This is a genomic window from Ignavibacteriales bacterium (assembly GCA_016709155.1).
Lineage (GTDB): Bacteria > Bacteroidota > Ignavibacteria > Ignavibacteriales > Ignavibacteriaceae > JADJEI01.
The window spans coordinates 1732623-1747615 of sequence record JADJEI010000001.1 but is presented as its reverse complement, the minus strand read 5'-3'; the positions used below and the strand labels follow the sequence as shown (position 1 = coordinate 1747615).

The window sequence follows — 14993 nt, the reverse complement described above, 5'->3', positions numbered from 1 at the left end:
ATTTAAGTGATTATTTTTTTTATCAGCTTTGGTGCTGATGTTTTCTTCTTGATAAAACAATTGCGTTGAAGATTTTATCTTCCGCAATTCTTAAAGAATCTTTTTTGTTTGAAAATAACTCTGCAACAATATCTCCCTCTTTTATTTCTGTTCCTATTTTGGAATAGAAAATTATTCCCGCCGCAGGATCAATAACATCTTCTTTGGTTTTTCTACCTGCGCCAAGTTCGAGTGCTGCCATTCCCAATTCATAATTATTTATCGAATCTACAAAACCATATTCCATAGAGATTAATCTTTTATGATATTTAGCTTTCGGGTATTTATCAGGATGAATAATGTATGCAGTATCCCCGCCTTGAAGTTTGACAATCTCCAAAAACTTTTTGAATGCTTCTTCAGAATTTATTACTTCTGAAGCAATTACTTTTCCCGCATTAATTGAATTAGCCTTTCCGCCGAGATAAATCATTGCGCCAGCCAGACTCAAACTCAATTCGAACAAATCATTTTTTAATTCACCTTTCAATACTTTTATTGATTCATAAACCTCCAGCCAATTGCCAATGTAATTTCCAAGCGGCTGATTCATATCTGTAATAAATGCAATCACATTTTTGTTAAAAACCTTTGCCGTGTTGATCAAAGAAGCTGTAAGCTGTTCCGAATCTTTTTGATTTTTCATAAATGCACCGCTGCCGGTTTTAACATCAAGCACAAGCCCATCAATTCCTTCTGCTAATTTTTTACTCATAATACTTGCAGTGATTAATGGAATAGATTCAACCGTTGCAGTAACATCGCGAAGTGCATAAATCATTTTATCAGCTGGAGCGATATCAGAAGTTTGACCAATAAGCACGGCGCCGCATTTTTTAAGAACATTTTTATATTCATTAATTGATAGATCGGTTCTAAAGCCGGGAATAGATTCAAGTTTGTCAAGTGTTCCGCCGGTATGACCAAGCCCCCTCCCGGAAATCATCGGTACATTTATTCCGGCAGCGGCAACTATAGGTGCAATTATAAGCGAAGTTTTATCTCCTACCCCGCCAGTGGAATGTTTATCAATTTTTTTCCCTTTGATGGAAGCAAGATCAATTACCTTTCCACTGTGCAGCATAGCGTTCGTGAGCGAAGAAGTTTCTTCTTTATTCATTCCATTGATAAAAGCCGCCATTAAAAAGGCAGAGAATTGATAATCGGGAATTTTTCCTTTGGCATAACTATTTATCAGAAATGAAATCTCTTCTTTGGTATTGCTTTCTTTATTTCTTTTTTTGCGGATGAGTTCTATTGTGTTCATAATAAATAATTTTGACTTATCGCGTTATCAACTTCATTACTAAATAAAATAAAATCGCCATCATCAAACAAAATATGGAACTTTTTTTCCTCAATAATATTTCTGACTAACATTTGCTTTGAAGCTTCAAAAGCTTTTAAATGTACAAAAAATATTTTAGGCTGTAATGTAGAAACACTAATTAAAGAATCTAATAATTTTTGATTTTCGACAAATGTAAAATCTATTTCTCTCTGAATTTTTTCGGAACAAATGGCATAAAAATTTGAAACGATATTGTCGCGCTTTTTTGTGTTTTTTGTAATTGTACTAATTGTTTGGTAATAATTCCTTGCATCCACCTTAGCAAATTCTTCCTTTTGGTGATTTATTATAGTGGCTCTGGTTATAAATGTAAAATTTGAAAATATTGCAAATAAACTCAATACTATAAGTACATCTTTCATTCTTGTTCTTGACAAGTATAGGACTCCTGCTAAGGAAAATAGTAAAAACATTATTGCAAAAACTTTTTGATAATAATCTACGGGTAGAAAAAACGTAAAATCTATCAAGTAGCTTATCCTGTGAGATTGAAAATAATATTTACTTATAAATGAATAAACTGAGTATAAAATTTGATAAAAGTAATTAGTTTCAATCAGGAAAAAACAAACCAACCCCGCCGGTATAAGAAAAACAAATGACCAGAATGTTTTTTTGTTAGTTTCGGTCTTTATTATTGTACCTGGAGCAATGTTATCAGGCTGTTCCTTGTTCTGTAAAATTTTTATTATCTTAAATAAACCAAACGCTGAAACATAAGAAACAAACGGAACCACAAAGCTTAAATTCCTAAAATCAGCGCTGTATTTGTACATCCAAAGAATAATTGGCGGGATAACAAAAAATATTGTTACGTAGCGCGATTCTTTGGCAAACAGACTGAATAAAAATGTTATAATAAAAAAGGCTATGACAGGAAGTCCAATATTATAATATGCCAGATGAAGAGCATTATTTAAAATTAGGTCGTACCCCTCTGCCAACCACTCTGGCTGATGCAAACCACTTGCCATAGTCTCTGGTTTTAAAAAATACCAAAATAAATTTGTACTCAGAATTAAAACTATGGAAACAGCTAAAACCGGGATTTGTTTTCTATCGAATAGTTTGTAGTTTTTGATAAAGTGATAAAGGCACAGAATTGAAATAAAGGAAAAGACATAAAAGCCAGCCAGCTTTGTTCCTGCAGCAGTCGAAGCAAATAGAAAAACAATACCAAGTTCCTTTAATTCAAATTTATCTTTATCAGTTTTTAAATAAGCATAGAAGCTTAAAAAAGTAAAAAATGAAACCGGCAAATCAGCATTACCATCAGCAATAAAAACCAGATTATATATTATTGGAGCGAAGAATCCGTAAATGATTAGTGCAACTAAATAAACGTAGTTTTTTTTACTAAAAAATAAATCGAGAAACATGAAAAGGTTCCCTAAGAAAAATAAAGGCATAAAACTTTTAGGGAAAAAATGAACATTCTTTTCACCAATAAGTAAATAATTGATAGACCAATTTGCCGGTATTAGCTGAGGGAAATGGGAAGATTCTTTGGGAAGAGAATTATTTGCAAAATCGATTGCCCAGGTGTTCCAGTGAATATTGTTTACCGTATCCACAAAATAAAAGATTGTTCCAAGGTTTGAGATAAATAGTGAAAGATAAAAGAGGACAACCAATGTTGTAATTATTATTAATACTCTCTCAGAAATTGAAACAGACTTGCAGAACGAAAGAAAATCTAAAATGAGTTGTCTAAAATTAAACCCCAAATCAATTTTACTCTTTTTAGCAATTACTAAATAAGCAACAATTACAACTTCGATTGAAATTATAATATAATATATAATTGATTTATAAAATCCAAGTAAGGTGAGAACTGTTACGAGCGAATAATTTAAAAATAAACTAATAGCAAAAATATATATCCATTTTTGAATTGTGCTTGTAGTTTTAATATTAAAAATACCAGTAAAAACAAATCCCGGTAAATAAACCGTTTGCACAATCGCTAAAATTCCAAGTAAAAGCATTTTGATATTTTTTAGTCAAACTAATAATTTAAAATAATAAGAATTTGATTACCCATCATCATTTAATATTTTTCGCCCGCAAATTCTAATATAATGGAGAAGACATTCTAAAATGATTTTTAAAACACGCACTCATACTTGCGGTGAATTACGAGAAACCAATATTGGGCAACGGGTAGTTTTAAATGGTTGGGTTGATAGACGACGAGATCTTGGCGGACTCATATTCATTTGGGAGCGTGATCGCTACGGGATTACTCAAGTTCTATTTGAACAAACCATTAACGAAGAAAGTTATCAGTTAGCAAAATCTCTAAGAGGTGAATTTGTTATTTCTATTGAAGGAACTGTACAAAAAAGAAGTGCCGAAACAGAAAATAGGGAGATGCAAACAGGACTTGTTGAAATAGCGGCAGATAAACTTATTATTCTTAATGAAGCGATCACCCCGCCTTTCCCGATAAAAGATATTATTGATGCGAATGAAGAATTACGATTGAAGTTTCGTTATCTCGATCTTCGCCGACCTTCGCTCCAGAAAAATTTTTTACTTCGGCATAAAATGTATCAGATTAGCAGAAAATATTTTGATGAAAATAATTTTGTTGAAATCGAAACTCCTGTCTTGATGAAAAGCACTCCCGAAGGTGCTCGCGATTATCTTGTTCCAAGCAGAATTCATAAAGGAAAATTTTATGCTCTGCCGCAGTCTCCGCAAACTTACAAGCAATTGCTGATGGTATCTGGGTTCGATCGTTATTTCCAGATTGTAAAATGTTTCAGAGATGAAGACTTGCGCGCCGACCGTCAGCCCGAATTTACTCAGATAGATGTTGAGATGTCTTTTGTTGATCAGGAAAATATTTTTGAAATGGCTGAAGGTTTGATGAAAGAATTTTACAATCAGATTTGGAACAAAGAACTTCCACTTCCATTGCCCAGATTACCTTTTAACGAAGCTATGGAAAAGTACGGCAGCGATAAACCCGATCTTCGATTTGATCTTCAGCTCGTTACTTTGAATGTGATTTTTACTCAAACAGGATTTAAAGTATTCAAAGATTCAATTGATAATAATGGGATCATTACCGGCTTGCTTGCATCAGGCTGCGGCACATACACTCGTAATCAGCTTGATTCTCTTACGGATTTTGTAAAAAAACTTGGCGCCGGAGGGCTAATCTGGCTGCGCATTAAAGAGGAAGTAATTGAAGGACCAACTGCAAGGTTCATTTCTGAAACGGAACAGAAATCATTAATAAAAAATATGAACGCTAAAAACGGCGATCTTATTTTAATTCTTTCAGGAGCAAAAAATAAAATACTAAGTATTATGGGTGCGCTCCGTTTGGAAATGGCAAGGCGGCTTGAATTAATTAAACCTGACTCCGAACCAAAGCTGCTCTGGGTTACTGATTTCCCTTTGTTTGAGTGGGATGAAGAAACTAAAAGATATTATGCAATGCACCATCCTTTCACTTCGCCCCGACCCGAAGATGTTGAGTTTATGGATAGCGATCTGTCAAAAGTGCACGCACGGGCTTATGATCTTGTGTTAAATGGCAGTGAAGTTGCGGGCGGAAGTATCAGAATTCACAGTTCTGAGCTGCAGGCAAAAATGTTTAAAGCACTCGGTATCAGTGATGAAGAAGCACAATACAAATTTGGTTTTTTAATGAATGCGTTCAAGTACGGCGCCCCCCCTCACGGAGGAATTGCATTTGGTTTTGATAGATTGGTAATGATTTTTGCAGGAGAAGATTCGATTAGAGATGTGATAGCTTTCCCTAAAACAGCATCGGCACTTTCCTTAATGGATGAAGCCCCATCGGATGTATCAGAAGAGCAATTAGCCGAACTTCATATTCAAATTAAGAAATAAAAAAAGCCGCAGAAAACTCTGCGGCTCCAAATTCTATCTATAAAAGATAAGATTAGAATCTTACATCGTCAACTGTTTCGTTGTACCACCATTCAACTTCAACCCAGGCAGGTTCGCCAGGTACGCCCCCACCCCACTGAACGATTTTTAATTTTGAATAGTGCCCATCATTATCGTAGAGATAAACATAATTTGTTTCCCTATCACCCATATTATCAAGCCATAATCCGGTGGATCTTAGCGGAGAGTCAAGTCCATCATTTAAATCACTGGCGCCGCCAACCATAAAATCTGTAACTCTTGTTAACCCAGAAGCAAGATCAGCACTTTTTACTAAGAAACCATTGCTTGAGTAATAAATATCAACTTTATCGGCATCCGATGAAGATATTCCATAGGGATTTCCCGAAGATAGATCAAGCCCGCTTGGTTGATCGGAGGTTGTTCCTAATGTTTCCCAAAGCCTAACTATATTAACCGTTCCACCATAATGAGTCAAGAAAAGATTTGAAATCATTGTTACATCATTAGAGACCTGTTGTCCAGCAATCACTGTCATTGTGAAAGTTGTATCGTCATAGTCGGCAAGTTTTAAGGTTATGTTATGGTTTCCTTCTTCTATATTAGTTACGCTGTCAGGAGTAACTTTACCGGAGCTTACACCATCTACCCAAATTTCTGCTCCGGCAGGGGTTGATTCGAGGTAAACGCTGCCGGTAGTGACAGGTGGAATTACTGGATCGGTAGTGCTGTCGCAGGAAGATAAAACAAATCCAATTGAAAGAATGAATAATAACGAGAGTATTTTGTTCATTAAGGTTTTCCTTTTTTATTGATGATTATTTTTTGTTCAAGTTAAATGATAAATTTTTCTTATCAACTGTAATCGTAAAGGTTCCGGCAAGATTCTTCATGTCAGAAGAAAGTTTTCCAGAATAAGTTCCCTGATATCTGCTATGGATTAGATCTTTCATAGATACAGTGTTTTTTTCGACATTAATAGTGCCCGAAACAGATTGATTTACAACCTCTCTGTAATTTATGGTAATGCTTCCGCTAAAAGCTATGCTGTCTTGTTTAGTTATTTTCAACGTGCATGCGCGGCTGTCAAACGTTCCCGACCAGGTACCAAGCATATCCGGAATAACTATTTTTGGTTCTTCCGGCTTAACAGAATCAACTTTTTCTACCGTAGTTTCAACAACGGGTTTTTCAATTGTTGTTTCAACTTTTTCTTCCGGGTTTGTTTCTGTCTTTTTCTCACAGCCAATAACAAATAAAAACGTTAGTGCTGTTAAGAGCATAGTAATAGAATAGATTTTATTTATTCTCATTGTTAAGTAATCCTTTTTTTTGATCTACAAAAATAAACTTCTTTCCCTTTTATTAAAATGTTTTTTTATATCATCTAATTCCCAATTGATTACTCATGAAGACCCCTGAAAAATAGATTTCTAATGGCAATGCCATCAGAAGTCTTTCATAATAAATATACTGAATTAAGTAATCCCTAGTCTATCGGCATTTCTTATCGAAAAGATGTCGGTAATTTTGGGCTAAATTTCCCGTTCTTACAAGTAATTTATTCCGATAGAAATTTTGGAGTGGAAATGCAGGCGAATAATTTTCAGAGGGCAGTGAGTTAAGGAAGTCCAATCGGTCAGTATTTCTTAACTGCTCACTAAAATTCTTTTTATTGCTACCCCCATTATTCATCAAAAAAAGGAATAAACAGTTCCCCGGAAGTAACATTTACTATTTATGCCAACTTTACCTGTAAAATATTCTCCTTAATAATTCAACGTTATTTTTTCGAAGCTTTTCAAATGCTTTACTAATAAAAATTTTTTGGCACTTTTTTTCTTGTTAATAACCCCGAAACGTATATAAAAGGATTTTAGATGGGACAGCAACAACTGTTACTCATAGTAATTGGTCTAATTGTAGTAGCAATAGCAATAGCTTTTGCCATTACTTTGTTTAGACAAAATGCAGCGGATACAAAACGTGATATAGTAATGACTGAATGTATGAATCTGGGAAATATGGCTATGACATTTTATGAAAAACCTAAAACATTCGGAGGGGGTGGTTTTAGTTTTGAAGGTTGGGATATCCCCGATCAATTGACAGCGACTTCAAGTGGTTACTACACTGCGAGCGTTGAAGCTTCAAAGGTAATAATCATTGGCACGGGAAATGATGTAGTGAACGATGATGATTCAGTGAAAGTTCAAACAACAGTGGAACCTAATTCTGTAACATCAGAAATATTAAACTAAATGTTCTAATTAACAATACTCATAAATATATATAAAGGAGATCTATCATGGGTCAACAACAACTTCTCTTAATCGTTCTTGGCGTAATCGTAGTTGGTATAGCTGTAGTCGTCGGCATCAACTTGTTTAACGCAAATGCAGAATCTTCAGCAAAAGACACTATCATCTCTGAAGGTACAAACCTTGGCGCTCTTGCTCAGCAGTATTACAAGAAACCAACCTCAATGGATGGTGGTGGAAATTCTTTCACTGGCTGGTCAGTTCCTGCATCTTTAGCTTCTACTCCTACCACAACATGGTCGGCTAGCGTCGGAGCTTCCACGGTTACATTAACAGGAACACCATTGGATTCTGATTATAGTTGGGAAGTTACTACAACTGTAACCTCGACAGCAATTACATCATCAGTTAATTAATATTAAAGAATTATTAATTAAATGAGATAGATTAATCAAATAATATTTTCTAAAGGCTGACAAAATTGTTATATTTTGTCAGCCTTTCTATTTTAAAGGAATTATGCTAGAATATAAATTTACTGCACAGAAAACTTCGGGACAGACCATCACCGGAACTCTTTCGGTGAACTCTGCTAAAGAAGGAAAACAAAAAATTCAGAAGCTTGCGGATAAAAATCATCTCAAGATTCTGAGCATCGAAAAAAAATCCACCTTCCTGTATAAAGTCAGAAAAGGTAAAGAGAAGCCTATTACCGGCGAGCAAAAAGCTTTCAATAAAAGGGAAGTTGAAGACGCTTTAAGAAGGATGGGGTATAATATTGTTTCGGTTCATAAAAAACTTCTCGATTTCCAACGTAAACCTCCTACCTCCGACATTGTTACTTTTGTAAAAATAAGCGCGGAACTGCTTGATCAAAAATTAGCTTATGCCGAAATATTAACCCTGCTTATTAACGACACACAAAACAAGGCACTTAAAGAAACATTAAAAGAAATTAATAATGAATTAAAAAAAGGCGCTGACAGTGAAACTACATTTTTGAGGTATCAAGTCGTATTCGGAAAATTTACGGCTTACATGCTTGGGCTTGCATCTAAAAGCGGCAACATGGCGGAAATCTATAAATCGACAGCAAAGTTTTTAGAGCGCAGACAGGAATTTAGGAAAAATCTTAAAAGCGCATTAATCACTCCTGCAGTTACTCTTTTCGTTTTATTTCTTGCAGTGCTTTTCTATGTCGGGTATATATTTCCCGAAACTGCAAAACTATTTGTTAAATTCGGTATTGATCTGCCGCCTATGACTGCATTTACACTAAAGATCAGTGACTTTCTTGTTGAGAATTGGATGTTAGTTGGGCTTGTTTGTGCCATCCCCCCCATCGTTTTTTGGCAATGGTCAAAAACGAAAAAAGGCGGGTTATGGGTTGATAAATTTATGTTGTCCATTCCTGTTTTGGGTCCGTTGGTTCATAAAACATTAATTGAAGTTTATTGCCGCGTGTTTTATGCTCTTTACAGCGGCTCTGCCGAAAGCATAGAGCCAATCAAAATTGCTGCAGAAGCAACTGACAATCGTTATTTCGAAGAGCGAATTAAAACAATTGCAATTCCAATGATGATTAAAAAGGGAATTGGAATGACAGACTCATTTGAAGCCGCAGGAGTTTTTACAGAAACAGCTCTCTCGCGATTTCATTCCGGCGAAGAAACAGGTACTATTAAAAACACGACACTGCAATTAGCAAATTACTACGAAAGCGAAACGGTTTATAAATTGAAAAATTTAATTGAACTTATCCAGGTAGTAATTGCAATGGTTATTATGGTTGTCATGATTGCATTAACACTTGTCTCTGCCGAAACAGCTACAGTTCGTCCTAAAACACCGGGGGCTGCATCAATTATTCAAATTGAAAATAATCAGACATGATCGAAACAAATCTTGAGCTTACTGATAAAATAGGTTATCTCTTATTTAAGAAGGGAATAATAGATGCCCAAATGCTTGAGAGGGCGCTAAATGCTAAAATTAATGATAAGAGTAAGATAAAAAGAAATCTTGCACAAATACTCGTTCAGGATTTTAATTATGATCACGATACAATATTTCGAGAAGTCGCTGTTCTATATGCATTCAGAGAATTAGATGTTCGGGTAGAAGAGATTCCGGCAAGTAAATTAGAAGCCATAAAGGGCTTAATAAACAGCTCCGGTGAAAATTTAAAAAACCAGATGCTGGAACATCATGTTATTCCTTTTATGTTTGACGAAAAAATAAAAGATAAACTCATCCTTGCCTCTATTGACCCCACTGATAGAAACATCCCCAAAATTGCTTTTGGTCTGAATGTAAAAAAGTATGAAGTAATTTTCATTAAGAAAAAAGATTACGAAAAACTTATCCAGTTAATTCTCCCTCCTGAAAATATCTATCTTAAAATGATGGAGGATGAATCTGCCGATATGATCCATCTCGAGCGTGATGAAAGCGGACTTGATGAGCAGGAACTTGATGCAGAAATAAACAAAAGTGCTTTAATAAATTTAGTTGAAGCTGCACTTGTTGAAGGTGTTAGAAAGGGTGCAAGCGATATTCATTTTGTCCCCAAAGTTGGGAATAAAACTGAAATATATTTTCGTCTCGATGGTGAACTCCAACTTTGGCACACACAGGAAAACACATTGCCCGAGGCTATCGTTTCTGTAATTAAAGATCGCGGAAAGGGTATGGATAGATTTGAAAGAGAAATGGCGCAGGATGGTTTTATGCAGCGCGAAATTGATGATCATATCATTCGGTATAGAGTTTCAGTGCTGCCAATGGTTGGGACTGAATTAAAAAATAAATTTGAAAGTATTGTAATAAGAATTCTTGACGATAGAAAAGTTATCACTGATCTTGAAAAGCTTGGGTTAAGCGGTTACAGCAAAGATGCATTTATAAAAGCTATCAAGCAGCCGCAGGGAATGGTTATCCTAACCGGACCAACAGGGAGTGGAAAAAGTACAACCCTCGTTGCGGCATTGTACCAGGTAATTGATCCAACTGTAAACGTGCTAACAGTTGAAGATCCGGTGGAGTATGTAATTAAAGGGGCAAGACAATTAAAAATTGGCTTTAAAATGAATTTTGAGCAGGCAATCCGGTCAATTCTTCGTCACGATCCCGATATTGTTCTTGTCGGTGAAATGCGTGACAAGGAAACTGCAGAAGTTGCTGTTAAATTAGCTAATACCGGGCACTTAACTTTTTCTACGCTTCACACAAATGACGCTCCAAGCGCAGTGGCAAGATTATATAAGATGGGAATCGAACCATTTCTAATAGCTTATGCAATTAATTTAATTGTGGCACAAAGGTTGATTAGAAGGCTTTGCAATGACTGTAAGAAAAAACTTGCGAATTTTGATGAGCCATTAATGGAAGCCGCGGGGCTAAACATTGCAGAATGGCGAAATTATACGGTTTATGAAGCCAAAGGATGTTCAAAATGCGGCGGTTCTGGTTATAAAGGCAGGCTCGCTATTCACGAGGCTTTGTATTTTACAAAGGAGATTCGCCAAATCATCGTTCGCTCTGGAGAAGACGTAGATGAAGAAAAGGTGCGAATTCAGGCTAAAAAGGACGGTACTCTTAATCTTAGAGAAGCCGGACTGGAAAAAGTGAAACTTGGCTTATCCTCAATCGAGGAAGTCTTAGCTTCCACTTCTGATGAGTAATTTACCGATTCGGAAGGATATTTTACATGTCATTTCAAAATTTAGTGATCAATTGAATAAATAAAATATAAATCTAAATAATTATCAGTTAGAAAAGTGAAGATAGACGCAGAAAGAAATATCCTTACTAATTTTGTTTCAACTATCCCCGGTTATTATTCGAATGCCGAGAGAGTTGCTTTTGTGCTTAAGAATATAGACAACCTTTCTGCAGTAGAGCGAACGGCTTTAAGGGATTTGTACAACAAATTTCTTGTCAATATGATCGAAAAAGAAGCCTCAGATATTGAAACCGGCGGTCATGGAAATGAGGGTTATATCTGGATGAGAACTCATGGTATTAAAGAACGAGCCAACGACCTTCCTAAATTTTCAAACGACGAAACCTCCACCATTATTGCTAACCTATTAAATGAGAATCAGCGGAATTCACTTTTACAAGATCGCAATTTAGATTTTAGCCATACCTTTTTATACGAGAGAAAAAAAATTGACGTCAGATTTCGTTCTGATGTTTATTTCGATCTTGATACTCTAACTTTAAATATGCGTGCGATAAATTCTGCAATCCGTCCTTTGGATACTTTGGGGTTCCATCCTAATGCAGTTAAATGGATGAGCCATGCATACATAAAGTTTGGATTGTCATTAATTACGGGAATAACCGGCTCCGGTAAATCAACCACACTTGATGCCATTGTTGATGCGCATAATGATGCCGATCCAGCTCATGTAATTATAATAGCTTCACCTATTGAGTATGTTCATTCTTCAAGAAACTGTATTATTAAACATCGCGAGGTTGGAAAGGATGTTCTTTCTTTTAAGGAGGGAGTAACCCAGGCATTACGCCAGGATCCTGATATTATTATTGTTGGTGAAATGAGAGACCCGGATACAATTCTTGCAGCACTTGAAGTAACGGACACGGGGCATAAAGTTTTTTCTACATTACACACATCTTCGGCTATAGAATCTATTGATAGAATTATTGCAGAAATGCACCCGTCAGAACAAGATAGAGTTAGAAATAGACTTGCAGATGTGTTAATTTCCGTTGTGTCACAAAAATTAATTCCGGCATTGGACGGAAGATTGGTATTAGCCAAAGAAGTTTTACTTGTTAACCCCAACGTAAAGGCTGCTATCAAGAATAATAATCTCTCTGAGATTTATATGATGATGAATCAAAATAATCCCATGGGAATGATTACTATGGAACAGGATTTAAAACGCCTTTATCTTGCTAAGAAAATTTCGTTGGAGAATGCTATGGCATATTCAAATAATAAAACCAGAATGCAACAAATACTGACGGCAATTTAATGAAACAAATAGTGTGCATATATTGCGAGGGCAACGATACAAAGATCGGTGTCTTTGAAAAAGATACTGCCGGTAAGATTAAAGTACACCGAGTAGCATCTATTGATCTTGTCTCAAATGTTGGTCAGCCGGAAGAAAAAGCAGGGCTTAGTCTTGAAAGTGATGAACTATCGCTCGAAGCTCTTGATAAAGAAACCCAGGCTTTGCAGAGCACTCTTATTGAAGCCAATATTTCGACGATTAACAATTCGCTTGCCGGGATTAATCTTAGCAATGCATTATTCATCCCTGCGCTGACCGAGCCGGCAATTTATTTCCACGTTTACGAGGGAATAAAAAATATCAGGTCAACTAAAATCACTCAAGAGATAATTGACGATATTCAAGAAACAAAACATGTTTCAGTTGAAAAGGAAAGTATCGGCTACATAGAACTTGCTGATAAATCTCTGCTATCCGTTTTTGTAAGCGGCGAGATCTCCTGTGTAAATATGATTAACTCTCTTGCTTCTTTTAACAGTAAAAGAAACTATAAAATACCCACAATAAAATGTGCCGAAGTTTCTTTAGCTTACTTTGTAGCAAAAAAGAAAAAGTTTTTCCCTGACGATCATTCTCTGATTGTTTACATAGGGAAGGAATACAGTAAGTTAATTTTCCTCCAGGGCAGAAAATTAAAGCACATTGGTTCAACGCTTGATATAGGGACTCAAAACCTTCATACATACGATGTATATTTTTCTAAAATATTACTCGAGATGGAAAATGGAGGAATATCTTCGCTTGATAACATTATTGTTTGCGGCGAAGACGATTCCGAAAACCTTATCTTATCTTTCTATGGAACTTTTCCTGAAGCGAATGTTTCCCGTTTAGAGTTTGATGACCTCGATAACACGCTTGTTGATACAGAAAAGAAAGAAAAATTTTCTTCTTTCACCGTTCCACTTGCAGTTGCAACAGAATATTTTGATGAGCAAACCAAAGAAACTAAGGGGATAAATCTTCTCCCAAAATATATCCGTGAAGAACAAAAATTCTTTCAGTTCTCATGGCATGGTTATGCAATGCTTCCTATTCTCTTTGTCGCCGCATTTTTTATTACACAGCAAATTCTTAATAATAGCAGCGATCTTAGCAGGATGGACGATGAGATCACTCAAAAAACTATTTTGATGAAGGAGAACCAGGAGATACTTAGCAAGATTAAGGATGTTGAAACAAAAATCAGCAGCTTTGATCAAACACAGGCTATACTTGATTCAGCAGCAGTGGGGACTGAACTTTGGGGCAAAGTAACACGGCATGTTGCTAATTTCTGTCAATCACGGAAAAATTTATGGCTCACAAAAATATCAAAAGAGGAAGACGACCAAGTATTGCTCGAAGGTTACGCACTTTCAAAAAATGTTCTAACAGATTTTGCATACTCAATTGAATCGTCAATATTAAAAAGCGTAGTCTATGAAGCACTTCGAGAAGAAAATGCTTATAGATTTATAATCAACTTTAACATCACCAATTTTTCGAAGAAGAATGAATAAAAAAATCAGAAGTACACTTGGTCTGGTTGGTTTATTGCTGATCATACTATTACTTGGCGGAGGTTATATTTTTCTCTTTCAAAGCGGCGATTTGAATGAAAGAGAAAAAAAGCTTGAAGAGTTGAATAAGAAAAGCTATAACACCGCGGAACTTAACGCACAATATGCTGAACTTTTAAATAAAGCCAGTTCGCTGGATTCAATTCTTGCCAATAGAAAGTTTAATATTCCACAGAACCTTTCGCCAATTAAATTTTATAATTTTTTAAATACTATCACAGCAGGATTTTCAGAAAACACTCATGTAGATATTGAATACACCGAGCAAAAACCGGATAAGGATTTTTTCTTCCATGAATATAAAGTAAGTGGCGGTGGAGATTTTAATGAAGTCTATCGGATGGCAAACGCCATTGAACAAAGTAAGGAGTTGAAGAAAATAAAGCAGCTGACTCTTAGCAATCTAATTATTTCCGATAAAGATGGAATGCCCGCTTTTCTGGTAAGTTTTACCATGACGGTGGATGCATATTTTTCACTGGACAATAGGTTCGCCACATCGAACATAGTCGAAAATAATCTATCCGCCGGTGCATTATATGATGCGTTTTTCCCTCTAATTCGTAATGAAATCCCGCCAAATGTGGACGGTTTGTTAGATGTTCAGGGAGCTAAGTTATTAGCCCTTATTCCAGATGGCGCATTTCTTGCTGATGGTAAAGGAAATACCTTTTTAATTTGGGAAGGTGAACCGGTTTATCTTGGTTACCTTACCAAAATTGATTATGCCAGCAGCCGTGTTAATTTTATTCTTAACAAGGGTGGAATAATTGAAAAAGTAGAACTAAAACTTGAACCTGAATTATTAATTAAGAAAAACGAAAACAAAGAGAATTAA

At 35.7% G+C, this 14993-nt stretch carries 12 protein-coding genes; 8 read left to right on the top strand and 4 right to left on the bottom strand.

Going from position 1 to position 14993, the window contains the following annotated elements:
- Nucleotides 1-22: 22 nt before the first annotated feature.
- Nucleotides 23-1306 carry a thymidine phosphorylase gene (locus tag IPH11_08355; protein MBK6913668.1) on the bottom strand — a complete coding sequence of 428 codons (1284 nt, stop codon included), beginning with the start codon at nt 1304-1306 and terminating at the stop codon, nt 23-25.
- Nucleotides 1303-3378, bottom strand: coding sequence for a hypothetical protein (locus IPH11_08350; protein ID MBK6913667.1), 2076 nt, complete (start codon nt 3376-3378; stop codon nt 1303-1305). Before IPH11_08350 ends, IPH11_08355 begins: the two co-directional genes overlap by 4 nt.
- Nucleotides 3379-3490: 112 nt before the next feature.
- Between IPH11_08350 and aspS the strand changes: the two genes are divergently transcribed.
- Nucleotides 3491-5260 carry an aspartate--tRNA ligase gene (aspS, locus tag IPH11_08345; protein MBK6913666.1) on the top strand — a complete coding sequence of 590 codons (1770 nt, stop codon included), beginning with the start codon at nt 3491-3493 and terminating at the stop codon, nt 5258-5260.
- 52 nt (nt 5261-5312) lie between these two features.
- Here aspS and IPH11_08340 read toward each other — a convergent pair whose 3' ends face one another.
- Nucleotides 5313-6074 (bottom strand): PEGA domain-containing protein, encoded by a 762-nt coding sequence (locus IPH11_08340; protein ID MBK6913665.1) that lies wholly within the window; start codon nt 6072-6074, stop codon nt 5313-5315.
- 25 nt (nt 6075-6099) lie between these two features.
- A complete protein-coding gene (locus tag IPH11_08335) occupies nt 6100-6594 on the bottom strand; it encodes a hypothetical protein (protein MBK6913664.1) in 495 nt (164 codons plus the stop codon).
- Between the two features lie 567 nt (nt 6595-7161).
- On the opposite strand from IPH11_08335, the gene IPH11_08330 reads away from it, so the two are divergent.
- The 7 genes from IPH11_08330 to IPH11_08300 all read left to right on the top strand — a co-directional run bounded on the left by IPH11_08330 (nt 7162) and on the right by IPH11_08300 (nt 14993).
- Entirely contained in the window at nt 7162-7542 is a 381-nt protein-coding gene (locus IPH11_08330; GenBank protein MBK6913663.1) for a hypothetical protein, read from the top strand.
- Between the two features lie 47 nt (nt 7543-7589).
- Nucleotides 7590-7958, top strand: a complete 369-nt coding sequence (locus IPH11_08325; protein MBK6913662.1) for a hypothetical protein — start codon at nt 7590-7592, stop codon at nt 7956-7958.
- Nucleotides 7959-8061: 103 nt separating this feature from the next.
- Nucleotides 8062-9435 carry a type II secretion system F family protein gene (locus IPH11_08320; protein MBK6913661.1) on the top strand — a complete coding sequence of 458 codons (1374 nt, stop codon included), beginning with the start codon at nt 8062-8064 and terminating at the stop codon, nt 9433-9435.
- Nucleotides 9432-11225 (top strand): type II/IV secretion system protein, encoded by a 1794-nt coding sequence (locus tag IPH11_08315; protein ID MBK6913660.1) that lies wholly within the window; start codon nt 9432-9434, stop codon nt 11223-11225. Before IPH11_08320 ends, IPH11_08315 begins: the two co-directional genes overlap by 4 nt.
- A gap of 102 nt (nt 11226-11327) precedes the next feature.
- Nucleotides 11328-12551, top strand: coding sequence for a Flp pilus assembly complex ATPase component TadA (tadA, locus tag IPH11_08310; GenBank protein MBK6913659.1), 1224 nt, complete (start codon nt 11328-11330; stop codon nt 12549-12551).
- A complete protein-coding gene (locus tag IPH11_08305; GenBank protein ID MBK6913658.1) occupies nt 12551-14095 on the top strand; it encodes a hypothetical protein in 1545 nt (514 codons plus the stop codon). Before tadA ends, IPH11_08305 begins: the two co-directional genes overlap by 1 nt.
- Nucleotides 14088-14993 carry a hypothetical protein gene (locus tag IPH11_08300; protein ID MBK6913657.1) on the top strand — a complete coding sequence of 302 codons (906 nt, stop codon included), beginning with the start codon at nt 14088-14090 and terminating at the stop codon, nt 14991-14993. Before IPH11_08305 ends, IPH11_08300 begins: the two co-directional genes overlap by 8 nt.

Bases quoted from the DNA above. Each gene is read 5' to 3' on its own strand.
- IPH11_08315 (MBK6913660.1), top strand. From the start codon at position 9,432: ATGATCGAAACAAATCTTGAGCTTACTGATAAAATAGGTTATCTCTTA.
- IPH11_08340 (MBK6913665.1), bottom strand. From the start codon at position 6,074: ATGAACAAAATACTCTCGTTATTATTCATTCTTTCAATTGGATTTGTT.
- aspS (MBK6913666.1), top strand. From the start codon at position 3,491: ATGATTTTTAAAACACGCACTCATACTTGCGGTGAATTACGAGAAACC.
- IPH11_08350 (MBK6913667.1), bottom strand. From the start codon at position 3,378: ATGCTTTTACTTGGAATTTTAGCGATTGTGCAAACGGTTTATTTACCG.
- IPH11_08305 (MBK6913658.1), top strand. From the start codon at position 12,551: ATGAAACAAATAGTGTGCATATATTGCGAGGGCAACGATACAAAGATC.
- IPH11_08335 (MBK6913664.1), bottom strand. From the start codon at position 6,594: ATGAGAATAAATAAAATCTATTCTATTACTATGCTCTTAACAGCACTA.
- IPH11_08330 (MBK6913663.1), top strand. From the start codon at position 7,162: ATGGGACAGCAACAACTGTTACTCATAGTAATTGGTCTAATTGTAGTA.
- IPH11_08300 (MBK6913657.1), top strand. From the start codon at position 14,088: ATGAATAAAAAAATCAGAAGTACACTTGGTCTGGTTGGTTTATTGCTG.
- IPH11_08325 (MBK6913662.1), top strand. From the start codon at position 7,590: ATGGGTCAACAACAACTTCTCTTAATCGTTCTTGGCGTAATCGTAGTT.
- IPH11_08355 (MBK6913668.1), bottom strand. From the start codon at position 1,306: ATGAACACAATAGAACTCATCCGCAAAAAAAGAAATAAAGAAAGCAAT.
- IPH11_08320 (MBK6913661.1), top strand. From the start codon at position 8,062: ATGCTAGAATATAAATTTACTGCACAGAAAACTTCGGGACAGACCATC.